Raw genomic sequence first — 21,047 nt, 5'->3', positions numbered from 1 at the left:
ATCTCAGGCGATACGGCACGGCCTAACCTCACAAGATCCCAGCCTTCGCTCGGACGACATGAATCTTTCTCAATTTCCTCCGCGTCTCCGCGCCTCCGCGTGAAATCCTAAACCACCCGCCGCTGCGCCCTAAACCACGGAACAAGCCGCCGGATCGCTTCCTCCACCCGGTCTGTCGACACGGCAAAGCTGATCCGGATGTGCCGGTGCCCATCCACCGGATCAAAATCGATCCCCGGCGCAGTCGCGACGCCGGTCTCCTCCAGCAACTTCTGGCAAAAGCCCAGGCTGTCATCCGTCAAATGCCCCACATCGGCATAGATGTAGAAGGCCCCATCCGGCGGCGCGATTTCCTTGAGGCCCAGCGCTGGCAGCGCTGCCAACAGCAATTCCCGGTTCCGCCGGTAGTTCGCGACATGCCCCTCCAGCTCGTCAAGGCAGTCGAACGCCTTCAACCCCGCATGCTGCGCGAGGGAAGGGGGCGTCAGGAACAAATTCCCCATCCGCGCCCGCGCCGCCTCGACCAGCGTCCTTGGAAACACCACCCAGCCAAGCCGCCACCCGGCCATCGAAAAATATTTGGAAAAGCTGTTCACCACCACCGTATCGGGCGCGAATTCCAGCATGGAATGCGCCGCCTCGCCATAGGAAAGGCCGTGATAAATCTCGTCCGACACGATCCTGATCCCGCGCCGCGCGCAGACCTCCGCGATTCGCGCCATCTCGTCGGCAGGGATGATCGTGCCCGTAGGATTGGCCGGGCTCGCAATGATCACGCCATCGGGCGCAGGTTCCATCGCCTCCAGCGCCGCCGCGCTGATCTGGTATCGCTCGGCGGGCCCGCAATCGACCTCCACCGGCTCCAGATACAGCGCCTTCAGCGTATTGCGATAAGCCACATAGCCCGGCCGCGCCGTCGCCACTCGCGCGCCCGGCGCGAACAGACAACTGAGCGCCAGCACCAGCCCCGGAGAAGCGCCACAAGTCAGCAGGACCTGCTCCGCCACCACCACTACGCCATAGCGTTCCCGATACAGCAGCGCGATCCGCTCTTTCAGCGCCGGGCTCTCCCAATAGCCCATAGGGTCGCTGTCCAGCACCTGATGCGCCTCGGCAATCGCAGCGGCAGGCGCGCCGGTCGAAGGCTGCCCGAACTCCATATGCAGGATCGAGCGCCCCTCAGCCTCCAGCCGATGCGCCTCCACCCCAATCGCGATGGCATGAAAAGGATCGATCTGCGCAACCATGCGCTGGTTCACTCCGAAATCCAGACCTCGACCGACACACCATGCTGGCACAGCGCCACCCGGATCGGCAGCTCGTCGACCGGCCCGCCAGCCAGCGCCCGGTCATAGACCGCCTTCTTCGCAGCCCCGCCAATCTGCAAAAAGATATGCCGGCTCTTCAGGATCGCCCTGGCGCTCAAAGACATGCGCTGATGCGGCGCGGCAGGCGGCGTCACCGCAACCGTCAGCGCATGGGTGGAAAGACCTTCCGCCAACTCCTTCGCCTCCGGAAACAGCGAAGCCGTATGCCCATCCTCGCCCATCCCCAACAGCACGATATCCAGCGGCCAGGGCAATTCCGCCAGCGCCGCCTCGCAAGCGGCCTGCCCGGCATAGGCATCCGCTGCGTCATTCTTCATGCCAACAAACCGCGCCTTCGCCGCCGCGCCTTGCAACAGCGTCTCACGCACCAGCCGCTCGTTGCTGTCCGCATGATCCGCCGCCACCCATCGCTCATCGACCAGCGTCACGACGACCTTGTCCCACTCCAGCGCAGCGCCCGACAGCGCCTCCAGCACCGGCCGGGGAGAGCGCCCGCCCGACAGCGCGATCGTCGCCACGCCCCGCGCCGCGATGGCATCGCCCAGCACCACCGCGATCCGCCGCGCCATGTCGGCAGCGGCAAGCGCGCCATCAACGAAAAGATGTTCAGTGGGCATCGCGGTCGCCCCTGATGTCGGTCAGCTTACGCTCCCATGCCAGCGCATGCGCGACGATCTGGTCCAGATCGGCATGGCGCGGCTGCCACGGGAATTCCGCCATGATCGCACGATTGTCGGAGATCAACGAGTCCGGATCGCCCGCGCGCCGTCCTTCCATCCGCCGCTCGATCTTGATGTTCGTCACCCGATCGACCGCATCCAGTACTTCCAGCACCGAAAAACCACGCCCATAGCCGCAATTCAGCAGATAATTCTGTTCGGGCTTCGCCATCAGCGCATCCAGCGCCAGCACATGCGCCGCCGCCAGATCAGTGACATGAATATAGTCGCGCACGCCCGTGCCGTCAGGCGTATCGAAATCCGTCCCGAACACCGACACAAACTCCCGCTTCCCCAGCGCGGCCTCGACCGCCACTTTGATAAGGTGCGTCGCACCCGCCGTCGACTGACCCGTCCGCCCCTGCGGATCGGCGCCCGCAACGTTGAAATAGCGCAGCGCGCAGAAGTTCATCGGGTGCGCCGCGCTCACGTCGCGCAGCATATATTCGGTCATCAGCTTCGACATGCCATAGGGATTGATCGGCCGCTGCGGCGTCGTCTCCTTGACCGGGCTTTCCTCTGGAATGCCGTAGGTCGCGGCGGTGGAGGAAAAGATGAAATGCGGCACGCCGACCGTCACCGCGCTTTCGATCAGGTCGCGGGTCTTGGCGCTGTTGTTATGATAATATTTGAGCGGGTTCTCCACCGATTCCGGCACCACCACCGACCCGGCAAAGTGCATGATCGCCTTGACGTCATGATCGCGCAGAGCCTTCTGCACCAGCGGCTGATCGGCGATATCGCCCTCGACGAAAGCCACATCCTCCGGCACCGCCCAGCGAAAACCCGTCACCAGATTGTCGATCACCACGACGCCATATCCCGCATCGCGCAGGGCCAGCACCGCATGGCTTCCAATATAACCGGCACCACCCGTGACCAGAACCGTGGGCTTTTCGCTCATAGAATAGGATTTCCTCTGACAGAATCGGGCGTTCATCCTCCGTCATCCTGAACTTGTTTCAGGATCCATGGTGCCTCCACACTCAGGCGGAGCCGAAGGCGAGATGGATCCTGAAACGAGTTCAGGATGACGAGCGTGGGGATAGCCGCTGCCCGACGACTAACGCACTGAAGCTACAATGCCCACCCCGTTCATGCTGCACCGCGAGACGAAAAGGGGTTAGAGAGGGACACGCTGCGTGGCTCCTTACAAACCCTTGTCATACTGACCTCGTTAGCTGTGCTGGCCTTTGGCTGAGGATCTATCGTGCCCCGCACTCAGCTCCGGCCGATAGCGAGATAAATCCTGAAACAAGTTCAGGATGACGGCAGGTTAGTTTTCCATCGTGCTGAACAAACCCTCAAGCCGCGGCTGCCCTCAAACTTCCATCATAAAAAGTCGCCCCACTAGCCGCCATGTCCTGCAACTGCACCGTCGGCGCAAAGCGATCCCCATGCCGCGCCGCCAGCCGTTCCAGCACCGCCACCACATGCCCGATACCAACCGTATCCATATGGCTGAACGGCCCCCCGGTCCAAGGCGCAAAGCCCCAGCCGAAGATCGCGCCCAGATCGCCATCCTCCACGGTTTCCAGCACGCCTTCCTCATAGCAGCGCGCACATTCCACCAACTGGCGATAGAGCAGCCGCTCCTTCACTTCCTCGACATCGGGCTGCACCGCCGCACGCGGGAACATCTCTTCCAGCCCCGGCCACAGATGCTTCTTCCCACCCTCGGGATAATCATACCATCCCTTCGCGCTCTTACGGCCCAGCCGCCCTAGCTCGACCATGCGCGCCATCACCGCATCGGACGGCTGCGCCACATAGGCATCGCCCAGTTCCTTCTGAGCCGCGACGACGATCTTGTGGCCAAGCTCGATCGACACCTCGTCACCGACCGCCAGCGGCCCCACGGGCATGCCCAACTGCCGCCCGGCATTTTCGATAAGCGCCGGATTGATCCCCTCGGCCACCATCTCCACGCCTTCCTGCACATAGGTGCCAAAACAGCGCGAGGTATAGAAACCGCGAGAGTCATTGACGACGATCGGCGTCTTCTTGATCTGGCTGACGAAATCCAGCGCCTTGGCGATGGCGGCCGGGCCGGTTTCCTTGCCCAATATGATCTCGACCAGCGGCATCTTCTCGACGGGGGAAAAGAAATGGATGCCGATGAAATTGGCAGGCTTGCTCCACGCCTTGGCGAGCTTCGTTATCGGCAGGGTCGATGTGTTGGACCCAAAGATCACATCGGGGCCGAGCACCTCCTCGACCTTCTTCGTCACCTCCGCCTTGATCGCGACATCCTCGAACACCGCCTCGATCACGAAGTCGGCTCCGGCAAGCGCCGCATAGTCGGTCGTCGGCGTCACGCGCGCCAGCGTCTCGGCCATCTTCTCCGGCGTCATGCCACGGCCCAGCCGCTTCTTCAGTACATCCTCGACATGCGCCTTGCCCTTTTCCGCATAAGCAAGGTCACGGTCGAACAGCATGACCTCCATGCCGGCCTGCGCCGCCACCGTCGCAATCCCCGCACCCATCATGCCAGCGCCCAGCATGGCCAGCTTCTTCGTCGGCGCCTTGGACTGGTCCTTCGGCCGCCGCGCACCGCGTTCGGCGGCGTTCTTGTTTACGAACAGGCTGCGGATCATGTTCGCCGCCTGCGGATCGGCCGCGACCTTCGCGAAATATTTGCTCTCCAACCGGATCGCCCGGTCGAACGGCAGCAGCGCGCCTTCATAGACCGCCGACAGCAAAGCGGTGGGCGCATTCATGTTCCGCTGCGTCTGCTTCAGCGTCATCGGCACTGCGCCGACCATCGTCTGCACGAAAGCGGGATTGAACGCACCCGCACCACCGGGGAATTTGAAGCCTTTCACGTCCCACGGCTGCGCGATCGCGGACGGGTTCGCCTTCACCCACTCCTTGGCCTTCTCGACTGCCGTGCCCTGCGGCACGACTTCATCGACGGCCTTCAGCATCGCCGCTTCGGCGGGGCGGAACAGCTTGCCCTGCAACATGTACATTAGCGCCGCCTGCACCCCGATCAGGCGCGGCAGCCGCTGCGACCCGCCACCGCCGGGGAAAAGGCCGATCAGGATTTCCGGCAAGCCAAGCTGCGTCTTGGGACTGTCGCCCACCACCCGCCGATGGCACGCCAGCGCCAGTTCGAACCCGCCACCGACGCACGTGCCCTCGATAGCGCATGCCACCGGCTTGCCGCATGTTTCCAGCCGCCGGAACAGTTGGTTCAGCACGAAAACCTGCTCGAAAATCTCGGCCGGGGCAGGGCGCTTTCCCGCGCCGCTCGCCAGCATCGACCCGAAATATTTAAGGTCCATGCCAGCCATGAACCCGCTGTCCTTGCCCGAAGCAATCACCGCGCCCTTGATCGCTTCCTCCGACCCAATGCGCGTAATCGCCTCATCCAGATCGGCGAGGAAGTCGGGGCCGATGACGTTCATCGACTGGCCCGGCACATCGATGGTCAGCGTGGCGATGCCGTCCGCATCGATGTCAAAATTGATGGTCTGCACGATCCTGCTCTCCTGTTAGCCCCTCCCCTTCAGGGGAGGGGTTTGGGGTGGGGGCCATCCTCCAGAGCCGCGCTCGGATCAGCCCACTGCCAACCCGTTTTCAAACCCGCTCGATAATAATCCCGGTCCCCATGCCCGCACCCACGCACAGGTTCACCAGCGCCGTGCCCTTGCCCGACCGCTCCAGTTCATCCAGCGCCGTCCCCAACACCATCGCCCCCGTCGCGCCCAGCGGATGGCCCATCGCAATCGCGCCGCCATTCACGTTGATCCTGTCATGGTCCAAATCCATCGCCTGCATGTAACGCAACACCACGCTCGCAAAGGCTTCGTTCAGTTCCCAAAGGTCGATGTCATGGCTGCTCATGCCCGCTCGATTGAGCAGCTTGCCCGCGACGAACTCCGGCCCCGTCAGCATGATCAGCGGCTCGGACCCGATCGACGCCATCGCCTTGATCCGGGCGCGGGGCTTCAGGCCATATTTCTCGCCCATCTCCTTGTTGCCGACCAGCACCGCGGCCGCGCCGTCGACGATGCCGCTGCTGTTGCCCGCATGATGGACATGGTTCACCCGTTCCAGCTCTGGATATTTCAGCAGCGCAATAGCGTCGAAGCCCGGCATTTCCTCGCCCAGCGCGGCAAAGCTCGGCTTCAGGCTGCCAAGCGACTGCATCGTCGCGTCGGGGCGCATATGTTCGTCATGGTCCAGAACCACTTCGCCGATCACGTCACGCACGGGAAGGATCGACTTGGCAAAGCGCCCTTCGTCCCAGGCCGCCTTCGCGCGCCGCTGGCTTTCGACCGCATAGGCATCCGCATCATCGCGACTGATGCCGAACTTGGTCGCGATCACATCGGCGCCGATCCCCTGCGGCGCGAAATAGGTCTTGTAGGCGACCGCCGGGTCCATGGCGATCGCGCCGCCGTCCGAAGACATCGGCACGCGGCTCATGGATTCGACGCCACCGCCGATCGCGAGGCCCGCTTCGCCCGAATAGATTTTCGCGGCGGCAATGTTCACCGCTTCCAGCCCGGAAGCACAGAAACGGTTGATCTGCACGCCCGGCACCGTCTGCTCATAATCGGCGTTCAGCACTGCGGCGCGGGCAATGTCGCCGCCTTGCTCGCCGATCGGCGTCACGCAGCCAAGGATCACATCGTCCACATCCGCCGTGTCGATCGCGTTGCGATCCCGCACCGCCTCCAGCACCTGCGTCGCCAGCTGGACAGGGGTGATCTCATGCAACGACCCGTCCGGCTTGCCCCGGCCACGGGGCGTCCTTACGGCATCGTAGATAAAGGCTTCCATCGCTCGGTCATTCCTCTCGGCATTGGCGTCAGGCGCGCCGCAAATGTATTTACGTTTACGTAAAGTGCAAGCGCAAAGGCAATGCGGATCGCGCTTTTCCCGCTATTTCCTTCATTGAATTGAACTCCTTTCGTCCCTTCCGGGTTTGACGCTCCAGTCGATTTCAGGTTCATGCATTTTCAGTGTCAGAGGCAGATTCCCCTCCAGCGCCAACGCCCTTCGCCATCCCCATCTTCCGCGCGATATGGTTCGCCAGCCTCGCGTCGAACTTCGGCGGGCTGATCCAGTCCGTCGGCGCGGCATGGATGATGACGTCGCTGTCTGGCTCTCCCATGCTCGTCGCGCTGGTCCCGGCCTCGACGACCTTGCCGATCATGCTGCTCTCGCTCTGGGCAGGTGCGGTCGCCGACAATCTCGACCGCCGCCTCGTCATGCTCGCCTGCCAATTGTCGATGCTGCTGGTGTCCGCTCTCCTCGCCCTGTTCGCCTGGATGGATTTGCTGACGCCCTGGTCATTGCTCGCCTTCACCTTCCTCGTCGGCTGCGCGACCGCGATCAACGGCCCAGCCTGGCAAGCGTCGGTTGGCGACATGGTCCCGCGATCCCAACTCCCCAGCGCCGTCGCGCTCAACAGCATGGGCTTCAACCTCGCGCGCAGTGTCGGCCCGGCGCTTGGCGGCATCATCGTCGCCGCCGCCGGAGCCGCCGCCGCCTTCCTCACCAATGCGCTCAGCTATATCGGCCTCTCCCTCGTCCTGCTGCGTTGGCAGCCGGAGCGCGTGCCCAAGCTCCTGCCGCGCGAACGCCTCGGTCACGCCATGAGGGCAGGGGTCCGCTATGTCACCATGTCGCCGAAGATCCAGCTCGTGCTCATTCGCGGCGCCGCCTTCGGCATCGGCGCAAGCGCCGTCTCCGCGCTCATGCCGCTGGTCGCGCGCGACATATTGAAGGGCAGCGCGTTGACCTTCGGTATCTTGAGCGGGGCGTTCGGCATCGGCGCGGTCCTCGGCGCGCTGTCGTCAGGCAGGCTCCGCCGCCGCTTCCCCATCGAGACCATCGTTCGCTCCGCCGCGCTTGCGCTTGCCCTTGGTACGGCGATCACGGCGTCCACAGGCTGGCTTGTCGTCGCGATCATCGGCTTGCTGCTCTGCGGCGCAGGCTGGGTCATCGCGCTGTCGACCTTCAATGTCTCGGTCCAGATGTCCGCCCCCCGCTGGGTGCTGGCCCGCGCGGTCGCCCTATATCAGATGATGGCGTTTGGTGGCATGGCGCTCGGCGCATGGCTGTTCGGCTGGCTGGCGGAGCATATGGGCGTCGTGACGTCGCTCCACGTAGCCGCCGGCGTGCAATTGGCAGCAGCGATGATAGGCCTTTTCCGCCCGCTGCCCCAGACGGGAGATGAAAATCTAGACCTCCTAGACCGTTGGCAGGAGCCCCAAACGGCTGTGCCGATCGAACCCCGTAGCGGACCCGTCGTCATCACCATCGAATACCGCATCCCTGCGGGCTCGGTCGTGCCTTTCCTCGCCGCAATGAGCGAGCGGCGCCGCATCCGCCGTCGTGACGGCGCGCATGGCTGGTCCCTGATGCGCGACCTCGCCGACCCTGAGCTATGGATCGAGCGCTACCATGTCTCCACCTGGCTCGACTATGTCCGCCACAACAGGCGGCGCACCATCGCTGACACGGTGAATTTCGACACACTCGCCGCGCTGCACAGCGGCCCCCATCCGCCGGTCGTCCATCGCATGCTGGAAAGGCAGACGGGGTCGCTGCCGATAAGCCGCATGCCCGATGTGCGGGAAATGGACGATCCCATGACCGATCCCACCCGGTCGAGCTAATTCCCCGCCAGATCTTCCGGCGTATCGATATCGATCAGCGAACTGCCCATCGCCTCCACCTGAACGCCCCGGCTCAGCAGCGCCCGTGCGCCCTGATCACCGCGCAATGTCAGCAGTTCAGGAAAGTGCTTCCGCCCGATGAATGCAGGCGGGGATGAAGAGAAGTCGTCCGTACTCGCCACGACAGAACGCACATCTTCGGCCGCCAGGCATATGCGATTATAATGCGACTGCGGCACAAACGGCATGTCGCCCAGGCAGATCAGAATGCCCCTGCACCGTTTTATCGGCATGACGTGGAGGACTGCTCGGACGATGCTGCTCGCCAGCCCTTCTTCCGGCCGATCATTGACCAATATGCTGTAGCCGCGCCGCTCCAGCCTTCGATGAATGTCGGGAGCATCGGCGATCGGCCGCGTCACCGCCACCAGTTCGCCAAAAGCGAGCGATGCCACGGCCTCAAGCGTATGAGCGATCACCGGCTTGCCATTGAGGTCAGCGATCAACTTGTCATCCTCCCCAAAACGGGATGATGTGCCAGCGGCCAGCAGCACGGCGGCGATCTGTTCAGTCCGCACGCTTTAATCCCGGGCGGAAGGATATGGGGAGTGGGCGAGCGACGGGACAGCCATGCTTTTCGGATCGGCTTTATATGTTGGGCGTTGATGTGCCACCCGGCACCACCCCTGTCCATAGCATAGGTAAAGGGCTGGCATTCCGCTGACAGAGCGGTCATATGCGCCCTGAACAAAGATAAAGAGGAGTAGTGCCATCCATGGACTATGATCCCGATGCCGAGGCCGTAGGCGAAGCGATCAAGGAAGCTGTGCCCGCGAATGTGGCGGACGCCATCCGCACGTTGATCCGTTGGTCTGGCGACAATCCCGACCGCGAAGGCTTGCTTGAAACGCCCCAACGCGTCGCGCGCGCATGGCGGGAATATTGCCGCGGCTATGGCGACGATCCGGCCTATCACCTCTCGCGCATCTTCCATGAAGTGGGCGGCTATGATGATATCGTGCTGCTCAAGGACATCCCGTTCCAGTCGCACTGCGAACATCATATGGCGCCGATCATCGGGCGCGGGCACATCGCCTATTTGCCAGGCAAATATGTTGTCGGCATCTCGAAACTCGCTCGCGTGCTGCACGCCTTCGCCAACCGGCTTCAGGTCCAGGAACGGCTGACCGCCGAAGTCGCCAACTGCATCTGGGAACATCTGAAGCCCCAGGGCGTGGCCGTGGTGATCGAAGCGACGCACGGTTGCATGACGGGTCGGGGTGTCCGCACGCCCAACGTCCTGATGAAGACCAGCCGCATGCTCGGCGTGTTTCGCGACGATGAAAAAAGTCGCGAGGAAGTGCTGAAGCTCATCGAATCGTGAACGGGGAAGACGCACCTGCCTACCGGCCTATAGGCGGCGCGCGAGAGCGGAGCGAGGGCCCGCTGCCGCTGGCGAACAAGCGCCTGGCGCTCATCACGGGCGGTCACCGACGGCTTGGAGGTGTCATTGCCGCCGGGTTCGCCCGCGCGGGCTATTCGCTCGCAATTCACGGCAGCCACGACACTCGGCTGGATTCCGCTCTCGCCTTGACGCTCGACGAGAACGGCACGGAATGGGACGGCTTCACGGCCGACTTCGCCGATCCCGAAAGTGCGGAGGAATTGGTCGCCAAGGTCGCGGAGAGGTTCGGCCGACCGCCCGACATATTGGTGAACAGCGCCGCGATCTTCGGCCAGGACCGGCTCGACAATGTGTCCGCCGAAGACCTTATGCGGCATTATGCCGTAAACTGCGCCGCGCCCGCCCTGCTGACGAAGGCGTTCGCGACGATCCCTGCCGGGGTAGCGGATCGGTGCATCATCAATATTCTCGATCAGCGGATAGATCATCCGCATGCCGACCAGTTGGCCTATACTTTGTCGAAGTCGGCACTGGCCGGACTCACCCGCCTGTCCGCCTCCAGCCTTGCGCCGAACATCCGGGTTAACGCAGTCGCGCCCGGCCTCACCATCGCAACGCCCGATTATGACGAGGCGCAGATGGAAAGGCTGCAATCGGCAATGCCCCTCGGGCGCCTGCCCTTGGCGGAGCAGATTGCGGAAGCTGTGCTCTATCTCGCGCAAGCGAGCGCCGTCACCGGGCAGACGCTCTATGTCGACGGCGGCGCGCATATGCGCAGTTACGACCGCGATTTCATGCATATGGGACGGTGACCGGAGGCCTCGCTTGCGCCTGCCGCACCGCAGATTTGAAGGAAGATGACGATGAGCTTCGAAACGATCCTGATCGAACAGCGCGATGCCGTCACGCTGGTCACGCTGAACCGGCCACAGGCGCTGAACGCCCTCAATACCCAGGTGCTGGCTGACCTCAGCGCCGCCTTTGCCGCTTATGATGCCGACCCATCGCAATTATGCCTGGTGCTGACCGGCAGCGAAAAGGCGTTCGCGGCAGGCGCTGACATCAAGGAAATGGCCAGCAAGGCCGCTGCCGACTTCTTCCTGGAGGACTTCTTCTCCGGCTGGCAGAGAAATCTTGTCGCCACCCGGAAGCCCTGGATCGCGGCTGTCGCAGGCTTTGCGCTTGGGGGTGGTTGCGAGCTCGCCATGATGGCGGACTTCATCATCGCCGCCGACACGGCCAAGTTCGGGCAGCCGGAAATCAAGCTCGGCGTTGCGCCCGGCATGGGTGGATCGCAGCGCCTGACCAAGGCCGTTGGCAAGGCCAAGGCCATGGAAATGTGTCTGACGGGCCGTATGATGGGGGCGGAAGAAGCCGAACGTTCCGGCCTTGTCTCGCGGATCGTACCGGCGGCTGAACTGCTGGACGATGCGTTGAAGACCGCTGCAGCCATCGCCGCCATGCCGCCCATGGCTGCGATGGTGAACAAGGAAATGGTGGATCTCGCCTTCGAAACCATGTTGGGGCAGGGGCTGACGACCGAGCGGCGTTTGTTCCAGCTTCTGACCGCAACCGAGGATCGCGTCGAAGGCATGAATGCCTTCGTTGAAAAGCGTCCCGGCGTGTGGAAAGGGCGCTAAAAGCGACAGGCGAAAAATTATCCACAATTATCCACAGCTTTAGGCGGAGTCTGTCACCAGCATGCCAGATTCCGCTTTGAGCGACTCGCTTTTGGTGAGACCATCCTCCTATCGAAACGGACGACGAAACGGAGAAATCCGGATCATCAAATCGGCGATGATATCAAGGATTTGAGCGAAGTTTCGATCACATCAGGCTGACGTTGGGACCACCCGGTTCGAACGGAAACTGATGGTCTTCAAAGGCGATATCATGCACGCGCGAAAGCGGACGTCGGATATTGTAGTTTGAAGGCACGCTGCGGAACATGGCCTCATAGCCGGAAAGCCGGAGCAAACACGATGCCAAGCCTTTCTGACGAAAGCATCGCGCGCCGAGTCCGATGATCGCATCCTGAACGGGAAGCGGATCCGGGACACGACGGAAGTGGGGACCGGCAGAGATGCCGGCCCCCATTTTGCGTTTGGTTTGCCTTTTTCTTTGGCCCTATACTAAAGTCGATAGCTCTTTTTTGCCAAATCTTCCGGATGCTTCACCTGTTAATCTACGATCCGAATAGAGAAGGATGGCATCATGGACGATCAGTTGAATTCGCCGGCAACCGAAGACAGGCGCAATTTCCTAAAGACTTGCGGCAGGTTCGCGGCAACGGTGCCGCCCGCGATGACCATCCTCTTGTCTACTTCGCTGAGTTCCGAAGCGATCGCCGCATCCAGTGGCGGCGGCGGCGGCGGCGCGCCCAGGGACACGGGCATAAAAGGCGGCCCTGACGCTCAGCCCAGAACTGGTTCGCTCGACACCGGCATAAAGACGGTGGAAGTCACGCGGCCGAAACTGGGCAATTAGGACAACGCGTCCGGCGATCTGAAGAAGGCGCGCGCCACGAGAGAGATGGTGCCGGCTAGAGGGCTCGAACCCCTGACCCCCTGATTACAAATCAGGTGCTCTACCAACTGAGCTAAGCCGGCGCGTCCATCGGACGGTGAAGCGCCTTACTATCAGATGATACCGAACGTCCAGCCCTCCGTTGCGGCAATATGCGGATTGAGCGCAGGTGGCGCCCATAGGCTCGGTCGTGGCGCGACGTTGCGCATCCACGCGGCGGTCACGATCGCGTCGGCGCCATGATCATCCGGCGGCAATCCTTCATAGGGCGCGGAGCCCAACGCGCAGAGCGCATCGTCGAGTGCGGCGAGATCTCGCATTTTCGTCCGCCCCTTGGGCCGCCCTGCCGCGCGCGCTGCGATGCTGGTGTAGATTTCCACCACCAATGACCCACTGCTAGGTGCCGGATCGAACGGCCAGACCGGAACATGATCCCGCACATGATGGAGCAGGCGCATTCCCGCAAAGCTCGCCTTGGCGACCTGCGCCGCGCCGATCGCGTCATAGACGGTGGACGGCTTCCCCCCGCCGCCCGCATTATAATGGGCTTCGCACACCCGGTTGTGCATGAAGTCGGCCTTCGGCCCATCCGCCTTGCCGAAGTAGAAATGGCGGCGGTGGGTGACGTGCAGCAGGCTCGCCGCGCCCAGATCGGGGTCATCGCAGACGCTGTCCACATAGGCCCAGAAGTCAGGCCCCGTCACCGGCACATTGTCGCCCGGCAGATAAGCTTCCCGCGCCACGAAGGGCGGCGCGAAGCTGAAATCGAACCCGAACAGCGTCGGCGCCTGCGCAGCGGCATCGATCAGCCATTCCGCCACCGCCGAACGTGACCAGAAGCCTCCACCGTCCGGATGGACGAGCCGGGGCACGGCGTCTCCACGCTCGCACAGCGCAACCGCTATCCCCTTGTGCCGCACGCCCTTCGCGCCCGACCAATCGATCGCGGCATAACGGGCAAAACGCGGAGTCATGGATGCAACCGCTTCCTTAATCGCCGCCGCGCTCGGCCCGCAGCCGGTCCCAATAGGCCATGCGCTCGGCTATCCGCGCTTCGAACCCACGATCGGTCGGCGCGAAGAAGGTCTGCGGCTCCATCTCCTCGGGCCAGTAATTGTCGCCCGAAAAACCCTCCGCATCGTCATGATCATATTGATAGCCCTTGCCATAGCCGATGGTCTTCATCAGCCGGGTAGGGGCGTTGAGGATGTTCTTGGGCGGCATCAACGACCCTGTATCCCGCGCCGACTTCCACGCCGTCTTCATCGCAGCATAGGCCGCGTTCGACTTGGGCGCCGTCGCGCAATATAGGCACGCCTGCACGATCGCCAGTTCCCCCTCCGGGCTTCCCAGGAAATCGTAACTCTCCTTGGCGGCCAGGCACTGAACGAGCGCCTGCGGGTCGGCAAGGCCGATATCCTCGCTCGCAAACCGCACCAGCCGACGCAGCACATAGAGCGGCTGCTCCCCTGCCGTCAGCATCCGCGCCAGATAATAGAGCGCTGCCTGCGGGTCGGATCCGCGCAGCGACTTATGCAACGCCGAAATGAGGTTGTAATGCCCCTCCCGATCCTTGTCATAGACCGCCATCCGTCGGTGCAGCAGCGCCGACAGCCCCGCCGGATCGAGTGGCTCGCCGATATCGATCGAATAGAGCGTCTCGACCTGATTGAGCAGGAAACGCCCATCGCCATCCGCGCTCGCCAGCAAGGCGTCCCGTGCAGCCGGGGTGAGTGGCAAGGGCCGCTGCGTGATTGCCTCCGCCCGCTCCAGCAACAGCTCCAGCGCCGACGCATCCAGCCGGTGCAGGATCAGCACCTGCGCCCGGGAAAGCAGCGCCGCGTTCAGCTCGAAACTGGGATTTTCCGTGGTCGCACCGACCAGCGTCACCGTCCCATCCTCGACAAAGGGTAGGAAGCTGTCCTGCTGCGCCCGGTTGAACCGGTGGATCTCGTCCACGAACAGCAGCGTCTTGTCCCCACGCCGGGCATGCTCCTTGGCCGCGGCGAAGACCTTCTTGAGGTCGGCCACCCCGGAAAAAACTGCCGAGATGGGCTCGAACCGCATATCCAACGCATCGGCCAGCAGCCGCGCGATCGTCGTCTTGCCTGTTCCCGGAGGCCCCCACAGGATGATGGAGGAAAGCCGCCCCGCCGCCACCATCCGGCCGATCGCGCCCTCCGCCCCGGTCAGATGCTCTTGCCCAACGACATCGGCCAGGGTCCGTGGCCGCAGCCGGTCGGCCAGCGGCGCATTCTCCCCGGCATCACCGGGCATGTTCACGGCATCGGAAGCAAAAAGATCGGCCATCGTCCCGATATAGGGAAGGCGGGCGCTTTAAGGAACCGGGCTGGAGCGCAGCCGCGCGCCCTGCGCCCGCTGGCGGATCACACGGAGATAGGTGTCGACCAGCGCCTGGTTCACCTGATCCCATCCATATCGCTCCGCTTCCCCCATGGCGGCTGCTCCCGCAGCGGCTCGCGCGGCGGGATCAGTGCAGTAGCTCGTCAGCGCATCCGCAAAAGCCCCGATCGCTCCCGGACGGATCAGGCGCCCGGTCACGCCTTCGGTGACAAGGCTCTCGCTTCCCGTCGCCCGCGCCGCCACGGTGGGGAGGGCGCAGGCCATCGCCTCCAGCGTCACATTCCCAAACGTCTCGGTGATCGAGGGATTGAACAGCATGTCCATGCTGGCGACGGCACGGCCCAACTCGTCGCCCTTCTGAAATCCCGTGAAGACCGCATCCGGCAACCGGTTCTGGAACCACTCCCGCGCGGGGCCTTCGCCGATGATCAGCACCTTGTGCCGGACATGGCGCATCTTCAACTGGTCGATCGCGTCGGAAAAGACGTCCAGGCCCTTTTCCATCACCAGCCGGCCGATGAAGCCGATCACCGGCTCATCATCCTCTATCCCGAGCGACCGCCGCCAATCCATGTCGCGGCGCCCCGGGTTGAAGATCTCCCGGTCGATCCCGCGCGTCCAGATGCCCACATCATAGCTCATCCGCTGTTCGCGCAGCAGTTGCGCCATGGACTCCGAAGGCGCGACGATCGCATCGCAACGTCGGTAAAAGCGCCGCAGCATCGATTCGATCACGGGCTCCAGAAATGCCAGCCCGTAGTAGCGGGGATAAGTCTCGAACCTAGTATGGACCGAAGCCACCGCCGGGAGCCCGCTGCCCCGCGCCCATGTGACCGCGCGATGTCCCAACGGGTCTGGGCTCGACACATGGACCAGGTTGGGCTGGAACCGCTTCAGGTCGCGCCTGACGCGCCCGCACATGCGATAGGGGACGCGATATTCCTTCCGCCCCGGTATCGCCAGGGACGGAGCGCTCACCAGATCGCCGGTCGGCTCGAACGCGGGTGTCGCGATCGTGGGCGAATAGACGCGCACCGCCGCGCCCTGACGCAGCAAATAGCCCACGAAGCGGTTGAGCGCCTGGTTCGCGCCATCGCGCACATAATTGTAATTGCCGCTGAATAGCGCAACGCGAAGGCCAGTGACGTCCATCTGCCGCCCCTTAACCCAGGCGAACGAAAAACCCAAGGGAACCCCGCCCGCAGCCGGGATTTTTGTCATCGCGATTTCATGAAACGCCGCCATGCGCGTGCGGCAGGAGAGGGTTGAGAATGGTCGAAGGCTTCCGCAAAGGCATGCGGGTCAAATGGAACTGGGGCCAAGGCGTGGGCCGTGGCCGTGTCGCGGAGCGCTTCGACGCCCAGGTGGAAAAGATGATCGAAGGCGCGTTGATCCGCCGCAACGGGTCGGCACGGAACCCCGCTTATCTGGTCCAGACCGATAGCGGCAGCGAGGTGTTGAAGCTCGCATCGGAACTCAGCCGCGCCTGAGGCCCTCTCGCCAAGGCTTCGCGCCACTGCCATAGGGGCGGCATGGCTGAACATCTGACCATCGCCGCATTGCTGACCGGCACGCCCATGCCCTTTCGCGACGGCGATTATAGCGCCATCGCAAAGCGGCCGGTGGACGGCGTCGTCCGCGTAAGATGGCAGGGGCTGGAGGGCGACGCGGTAGCCGACCCCATCCATCATGGCGGCTGGGACAAGGCGATCCACCTCTACCCGCAGGACCATTATGACTGGTGGCGCGAACGCAAGCCTGATCACCCGCTGCTTCAGGCGCCCGGTGCCTTTGGTGAAAACATCGCTTCCTTGGGCATGACGGAGGAGGAGATCTGTCTCGGCGACCGCTTCTCGCTCGGCAGCGCGCTGGTGGAGGTGAGCCATGGACGTCAACCATGCTGGAAGCTAGATCACCGCTTCGGCACGCGCGACGTGCTTGCCAGCATCGTAAAGACAGGCCGCGCAGGCCTCTATTTCCGCGTCCTGCGGGAAGGGGAGGCGGAAGCGAAAGGGCGCATGGAACTACTCGACCGCCCATTTCCCGACTGGCCGATCGCGCGCGTCTTTCGCCTGCTCATCGGCGGGCGGCACAAGGTCGAACCTGACGCGGTCCGTGCGCTGGCAAACATGCCCGTCCTGGCCGAAGTCTGGCGCGACCGTGCCCGCAAGCTGGTCGAATAACGGCACCCGTCCTCTCCCCTCCCGTCAGCGGGAGGGGCCGGGGGTGGGCAGGGCGTGACTCCCGTGTAACTCAAGGGCACGCCCCTTGATCCGTCCGCCTCACCAGAAGCGACCTCACGCAGCACCCAAATTTACCCCGCCATCTGGCATGCGGTCCAACCCATCCCTATAGCTAAACCATGGCATCGACCCAAAAGCAGAAAAAACCCGCCAAAGTCCGGCCCGCCGGCTTCCCCACCCGCGATCAGGTGATGGAGTTCATCACCTCCTCCGATCAGCCCGCAGGCAAGAGGGAGATCGCAAAGGCGTTCGGCCTCAAGGGTCAGGAAAAGATCGCTCTTAAGGCGCTGCTGAAGGACATGGCCGACGAAGGTCTGCTGGACATCGGCCCGGCCCGCGCCTTCCACAAGATGGGCGGCGTGCCGAAGGTCACCGTGCTGCGCATCGTCGATGTCGACGACACCACCCTCATCGCCACGCCGGAACGGTGGGAAGCCGAGGGCCAGCCCGCGCCTCGCCTGCGCGTGCTGGAACGCGGCAAAAGGGGCGCACTGACCATCGGTGACCGCATCCTAGCTCGCACGGAAGAGGCGGGGCGCGGCTGGGTCGCCCACCCGATGAAGAAACTCGCCAAGGCGAGCGAGGAACTGCTGGGCGTGGTCGAAGCGGGTGAGGGCGGCAAGCTCTGGCTCCGTCCCGTCGACAAGCGCATCCGCAAGGACACACCGATCAGCGACGCGGGCAATGCTCAACCCGGCGACCTCGTGCTGGCCGAGCCCGTGGGCCGCCCGCCACGCATCAGCGCGCGCGTGACCGACATTTTGGGCGATCCCTTCGCCCCCCGCAGCTTCAGCCTCATCGCGATCCACAAACATGGCATCCCGCACGTCTTCCCCGAACAGGTGGAGGATGAGGCGGTGGCGGCATCCGGCATCGCCCTTAATGAGGACAAGCGCGAGGACCTGCGCCACCTGCCCGTCGTCGCGATCGATCCCGTCGATGCGCGCGACCATGACGATGCCGTCTGGGCCACGCCAGATGAAGACCCCGCCAACCCCGGCGGCTATCACGCCATCGTCGCCATCGCCGATGTCAGCTATTATGTCCGACCCGGCAGCGCCCTCGACAAGGAAGCACGCAAGCGCGGCAACAGCGTCTATTTCCCTGACCTCGTCGTCCCCATGCTGCCGCACCAGCTTTCATCGGACATGTGCTCGCTCCGCGCCGGGCACGACCGCGCCGCGATGGCCTGCCACCTTACCGTCGACGCCTCCGGCAAAGTCACCAACTGGCGCTTCACCCGCGCCATCATCCGCGTCGCCGCCGTCCTCGCCTATGAAGACGCCCAGGCGGCAATCGACGGCACATCTCCCCTCCCGCAGGCGGGAGGGGCCGGGGGTGGGCAAGGCGAAACCCCGCCGAACCAACTCGACCTCCTCGAAACCGCCCTCAAACCCCTCTGGGCCTGCTGGAAACTCCTCCGCAAGGCCCGCGACAAGCGAGACCCTCTCGCCCTGGATCTCCCGGAACGCCGGGTCGTCCTCGACGAAAATGGCAAGATCGTCAGCGTCGCCGTCCGCGAACGCCTCGACGCGCATATGCTGATCGAAGATTATATGATCGCCGCCAATGTCGCCGCCGCCAAGGCGCTCGAAGGCAAGAAGGCGCCGGTCATGTACCGCGTCCACGAACCGCCGAGCCGGGAAAAGCTGGTCGCGCTGAAGGAATATCTTGCAACCTTCGACGTCGACTTCGCGCTGGGGCAGGTTATCAAGCCTTCGACCTTCAATCGCCTGATCGACCGGATCGGCGAAGCGGAGGAAAAGCCGCAGATCATGGAGCAGATCCTGCGCAGCCAGACCCAGGCCTATTATAGCCCCGCCAACATGGGGCATTTCGGCCTCGCGCTCGGTTCCTACGCGCATTTCACATCGCCCATCCGCCGTTACGCGGATCTGCTGGTCCACCGCGCGCTGGTCGGTGCCTACAAGCTCGAATTGCCCGCGTCGAAGGGCGGCGTGCTGCCCGATCGGACTTCGCTCAGCGCCGATGACTATGACAATATGGCGCGCGTTGGCGAGATGATCAGCCAGCATGAACGCCGCGCGATGGAGGCGGAGCGGGAGACGGTCGACCGCTATGTCGCCGCCTATCTCGCCGCCCATGTCGGCGAACTGGTCGATGCGCGGATTACCGGCGTCCAGAATTTCGGCTTCTTCGCGACGGTCGCAGGGCTCGGCGGCGATGGCCTCGTCCCGGTCTCCACCATGGGCGCCGAGCGCTTCTTCTTCGATGAAGCGGGCCGCGCCCTGGAAGGCGTGGAAAGCGGCGACCGCTACACCGTCGGCCAGCATCTCCAACTGCGCCTGGCAGAGGCCGATCCTATCAACGGCTCCCTGCGCTTCGAACTACCCGACGCCCCGCCGCAGCGGCCAAGCTTCAAGAAGGACCGCGTACGCCCCGGAGCCAAACGCGGCCGCCCCGCAAACATCCGCCACATCGGCTCAAAGCGGGGACGGCATAAGCGATAAGCCGTCGCTTCCGTCCTCCAACTCGTCATCCTGAACTTGTTTCAGGATCTATCATGCCTCACAGGCCAGAGCTCGATCGGTAAACCCGGCAGCCCTCCTGGATCAACCACCACCGCCCCTCAACTCAACCGATCGATCGCCTCCGCGCTTAACCCGCCCGGAATGACCATGATCGGGCAGGGCAGCTTGCCCGCATCCGCGCCCGCAAAGTGCGACACCAGTGCACCGGGATGCCCGCTCGCCGCCGCCCCCAGCACCAGCGCCGCAACATCAGGCATCTCGTCCAGCGTTTCGCGCACCACCGCCACCGCGTCACCCTGCCGCACCGTAATGCTCGGACGGATGCCGGACTCCTCCGTCAGCGTGCCCGCCGCGCTGGTGACGAGCGCTTCGGCGCGCTGCCGCGCCTCATCCTCCATCGTCGCCTGAACGCCGCCCCACTGCACGAACTCGGCGGGCGGTACGAGCGCAAGAATGCGGATAGACCCCGCCGTCTTCGCCGCGCGCCGGGCCGCGAACCGCAGCGCCGTCTCTGCCTCCGGCGATTCGTCCACTACAACCAGATAAGTCCGCATCGCTGTCGCACCCCACGCCAAAATGGCAGCCAACGCCTTCGCCGCCCCATTGTTCGAACCCATCTGGTAAATTGTGAACCAGTCTGGTGAAATGTGGCGGATTATCGCCAAAGGCGCAAGGCGCGCCCTTGACCCTCCCGCCCAAAGGGTCAAAACGGCATCCAACGCTTACCCGCTCGGCCGGGAAAAGAAGAGAGGCCTTCACGCATGAGCAAGAAAATCCAGATGCCCGCCTTGTCTCCCACGATGGAAGAGGGGACGTTGGCTAAATGGCTGGTGAAGGAAGGCGATACCGTTTCGTCGGGTGATCTGCTCGCTGAGATCGAGACGGACAAGGCCACCATGGAATTCGAAGCCGTGGACGAGGGCAAGATCGCCAAGATCCTCGTCTCCGAAGGCTCCGAAGGCGTGAAGGTCGGCACCGTCATCGCCATCATCGCCGAAGAAGGTGAAGACCTCGCGCAAGCAGCAGAAGGAGACTCCGCGCCCGCACCCAAGGCAGCGCCGAAGGCCGACCCAGTCCCCGCCAAAGCGGAAGCACCCGCCCCGAAGGCAGACGCTCCCGCACCCAAGGCAGAGGCCGCACCCGCCCAATCTGGCGACCGCGTAAAAGCCAGCCCGCTCGCGCGCCGCATAGCGGAGGAAAAGGGCATCGACCTCGCTAGCCTCTCCGGCTCCGGCCCCAATGGCCGCATCGTGAAAGCCGATCTGGAAGGCGCTTCGGCCAAGGCCCCCGCCGCCGCCCCAACGCTCGCCGCCGCCGCCCCGGCCCCCGCGCCTG

20 protein-coding genes and 1 tRNA gene are annotated in these 21,047 nt (G+C 63.8%); 9 read left to right on the top strand and 12 right to left on the bottom strand.

All coding sequences use genetic code 11. The features are described from left to right. Nucleotides 1-107: 107 nt before the first annotated feature. From NCHOL11_RS08030 to NCHOL11_RS08010, 5 genes are all read right to left on the bottom strand, one after another. The gene (locus NCHOL11_RS08030; RefSeq protein ID WP_097091853.1) at nucleotides 108-1,247 is read right to left on the bottom strand and encodes an aminotransferase class I/II-fold pyridoxal phosphate-dependent enzyme; all 1,140 of its coding nucleotides are present in this window, start codon (nucleotides 1,245-1,247) and stop codon (nucleotides 108-110) included. An 8-nt stretch (nucleotides 1,248-1,255) separates the two neighbouring features. Continuing rightward, the gene (gene pgl, locus NCHOL11_RS08025) at nucleotides 1,256-1,945 is read right to left on the bottom strand and encodes a 6-phosphogluconolactonase (RefSeq protein WP_097091852.1); all 690 of its coding nucleotides are present in this window, start codon (nucleotides 1,943-1,945) and stop codon (nucleotides 1,256-1,258) included. After that, nucleotides 1,935-2,951: a UDP-glucose 4-epimerase GalE gene (gene galE, locus NCHOL11_RS08020; RefSeq protein WP_097091851.1), complete on the bottom strand. Its 1,017-nt coding sequence runs from the start codon at nucleotides 2,949-2,951 to the stop codon at nucleotides 1,935-1,937. Before galE ends, pgl begins: the two co-directional genes overlap by 11 nt. A 400-nt stretch (nucleotides 2,952-3,351) precedes the next feature. Beyond that, a complete protein-coding gene (locus NCHOL11_RS08015; protein WP_097091850.1) occupies nucleotides 3,352-5,529 on the bottom strand; it encodes a 3-hydroxyacyl-CoA dehydrogenase NAD-binding domain-containing protein in 2,178 nt (725 codons plus the stop codon). A gap of 100 nt (nucleotides 5,530-5,629) precedes the next feature. Beyond that, the gene (locus tag NCHOL11_RS08010) at nucleotides 5,630-6,838 is read right to left on the bottom strand and encodes an acetyl-CoA C-acetyltransferase (RefSeq protein ID WP_097091849.1); all 1,209 of its coding nucleotides are present in this window, start codon (nucleotides 6,836-6,838) and stop codon (nucleotides 5,630-5,632) included. Between the two features lie 182 nt (nucleotides 6,839-7,020). Between NCHOL11_RS08010 and NCHOL11_RS08005 the strand changes: the two genes are divergently transcribed. Beyond that, a complete protein-coding gene (locus tag NCHOL11_RS08005; protein ID WP_097091848.1) occupies nucleotides 7,021-8,682 on the top strand; it encodes an MFS transporter in 1,662 nt (553 codons plus the stop codon). Here NCHOL11_RS08005 and NCHOL11_RS08000 read toward each other — a convergent pair. Next, on the bottom strand, nucleotides 8,679-9,260 hold the full coding sequence (locus tag NCHOL11_RS08000; protein WP_097091847.1) for a nucleotidyltransferase family protein: 582 nt from the start codon (nucleotides 9,258-9,260) through the stop codon (nucleotides 8,679-8,681). The two genes, NCHOL11_RS08005 and NCHOL11_RS08000, sit on opposite strands and share 4 nt — an antisense overlap. Nucleotides 9,261-9,457: 197 nt before the next feature. Here NCHOL11_RS08000 and folE point away from each other — a divergent pair, with 197 nt between their 5' ends. Genes folE through NCHOL11_RS07985 form a run of 3 tightly spaced genes read left to right on the top strand, consistent with a single transcriptional unit; the run spans nucleotide 9,458 to nucleotide 11,727 of the window. Beyond that, nucleotides 9,458-10,066, top strand: coding sequence for a GTP cyclohydrolase I FolE (folE, locus tag NCHOL11_RS07995; protein ID WP_097091846.1), 609 nt, complete (start codon nucleotides 9,458-9,460; stop codon nucleotides 10,064-10,066). Then, nucleotides 10,063-10,899 (top strand): SDR family oxidoreductase, encoded by an 837-nt coding sequence (locus tag NCHOL11_RS07990; RefSeq protein ID WP_097091845.1) that lies wholly within the window; start codon nucleotides 10,063-10,065, stop codon nucleotides 10,897-10,899. The genes folE and NCHOL11_RS07990 overlap by 4 nt, the downstream gene beginning before the upstream one ends. Before the next feature lie 51 nt (nucleotides 10,900-10,950). After that, a complete protein-coding gene (locus NCHOL11_RS07985; protein WP_097092819.1) occupies nucleotides 10,951-11,727 on the top strand; it encodes an enoyl-CoA hydratase-related protein in 777 nt (258 codons plus the stop codon). Between the two features lie 187 nt (nucleotides 11,728-11,914). Here NCHOL11_RS07985 and NCHOL11_RS07980 read toward each other — a convergent pair whose 3' ends face one another. Further along, complete coding sequence (locus NCHOL11_RS07980) at nucleotides 11,915-12,184, bottom strand: hypothetical protein (protein WP_097091844.1); 270 nt, start codon at nucleotides 12,182-12,184, stop codon at nucleotides 11,915-11,917. Nucleotides 12,185-12,301: 117 nt separating this feature from the next. Here NCHOL11_RS07980 and NCHOL11_RS17935 point away from each other — a divergent pair, with 117 nt between their 5' ends. Beyond that, nucleotides 12,302-12,574 carry a hypothetical protein gene (locus tag NCHOL11_RS17935; RefSeq protein WP_101750250.1) on the top strand — a complete coding sequence of 91 codons (273 nt, stop codon included), beginning with the start codon at nucleotides 12,302-12,304 and terminating at the stop codon, nucleotides 12,572-12,574. 46 nt (nucleotides 12,575-12,620) lie between these two features. On the opposite strand, the gene NCHOL11_RS07970 is transcribed toward NCHOL11_RS17935, so the two are convergent. The 4 genes from NCHOL11_RS07970 to NCHOL11_RS07955 form a co-directional block, all read right to left on the bottom strand. Beyond that, nucleotides 12,621-12,696, bottom strand: a tRNA-Thr gene (locus tag NCHOL11_RS07970). 30 nt (nucleotides 12,697-12,726) lie between these two features. Then, nucleotides 12,727-13,587 carry a hypothetical protein gene (locus tag NCHOL11_RS07965; RefSeq protein ID WP_097091843.1) on the bottom strand — a complete coding sequence of 287 codons (861 nt, stop codon included), beginning with the start codon at nucleotides 13,585-13,587 and terminating at the stop codon, nucleotides 12,727-12,729. A gap of 16 nt (nucleotides 13,588-13,603) precedes the next feature. Further along, nucleotides 13,604-14,923, bottom strand: coding sequence for a replication-associated recombination protein A (locus NCHOL11_RS07960; protein WP_097091842.1), 1,320 nt, complete (start codon nucleotides 14,921-14,923; stop codon nucleotides 13,604-13,606). Between the two features lie 27 nt (nucleotides 14,924-14,950). Next, nucleotides 14,951-16,129, bottom strand: coding sequence for a glycosyltransferase family 4 protein (locus NCHOL11_RS07955; protein WP_097092818.1), 1,179 nt, complete (start codon nucleotides 16,127-16,129; stop codon nucleotides 14,951-14,953). 119 nt (nucleotides 16,130-16,248) lie between these two features. Between NCHOL11_RS07955 and NCHOL11_RS07950 the strand changes: the two genes are divergently transcribed. From NCHOL11_RS07950 to rnr, 3 genes are all read left to right on the top strand, one after another. Beyond that, nucleotides 16,249-16,467: a DUF2945 domain-containing protein gene (locus NCHOL11_RS07950; protein ID WP_097091841.1), complete on the top strand. Its 219-nt coding sequence runs from the start codon at nucleotides 16,249-16,251 to the stop codon at nucleotides 16,465-16,467. 42 nt (nucleotides 16,468-16,509) lie between these two features. Beyond that, nucleotides 16,510-17,160, top strand: a complete 651-nt coding sequence (locus tag NCHOL11_RS07945; RefSeq protein ID WP_097091840.1) for an MOSC domain-containing protein — start codon at nucleotides 16,510-16,512, stop codon at nucleotides 17,158-17,160. Between the two features lie 179 nt (nucleotides 17,161-17,339). Continuing rightward, the gene (gene rnr, locus NCHOL11_RS07940) at nucleotides 17,340-19,691 is read left to right on the top strand and encodes a ribonuclease R (RefSeq protein ID WP_097091839.1); all 2,352 of its coding nucleotides are present in this window, start codon (nucleotides 17,340-17,342) and stop codon (nucleotides 19,689-19,691) included. A gap of 119 nt (nucleotides 19,692-19,810) precedes the next feature. Here the strand turns inward: rnr and NCHOL11_RS07935 are convergent, their stop codons facing one another. Continuing rightward, complete coding sequence (locus NCHOL11_RS07935) at nucleotides 19,811-20,266, bottom strand: universal stress protein (RefSeq protein WP_097092817.1); 456 nt, start codon at nucleotides 20,264-20,266, stop codon at nucleotides 19,811-19,813. 207 nt (nucleotides 20,267-20,473) lie between these two features. On the opposite strand from NCHOL11_RS07935, the gene NCHOL11_RS18530 reads away from it, so the two are divergent. Further along, nucleotides 20,474-21,047: biotin/lipoyl-containing protein (locus tag NCHOL11_RS18530; RefSeq protein WP_255254745.1), on the top strand; the 574-nt coding region annotated here is incomplete at its 3' end.

The sequence above is a fragment of the Novosphingobium sp. Chol11 genome, assembly GCF_900218065.1.
Lineage (GTDB): Bacteria > Pseudomonadota > Alphaproteobacteria > Sphingomonadales > Sphingomonadaceae > Sphingobium > Sphingobium agri.
Note: the sequence above shows the minus strand (reverse complement) of the source record. Positions and strands in the feature narration are given on the sequence as shown.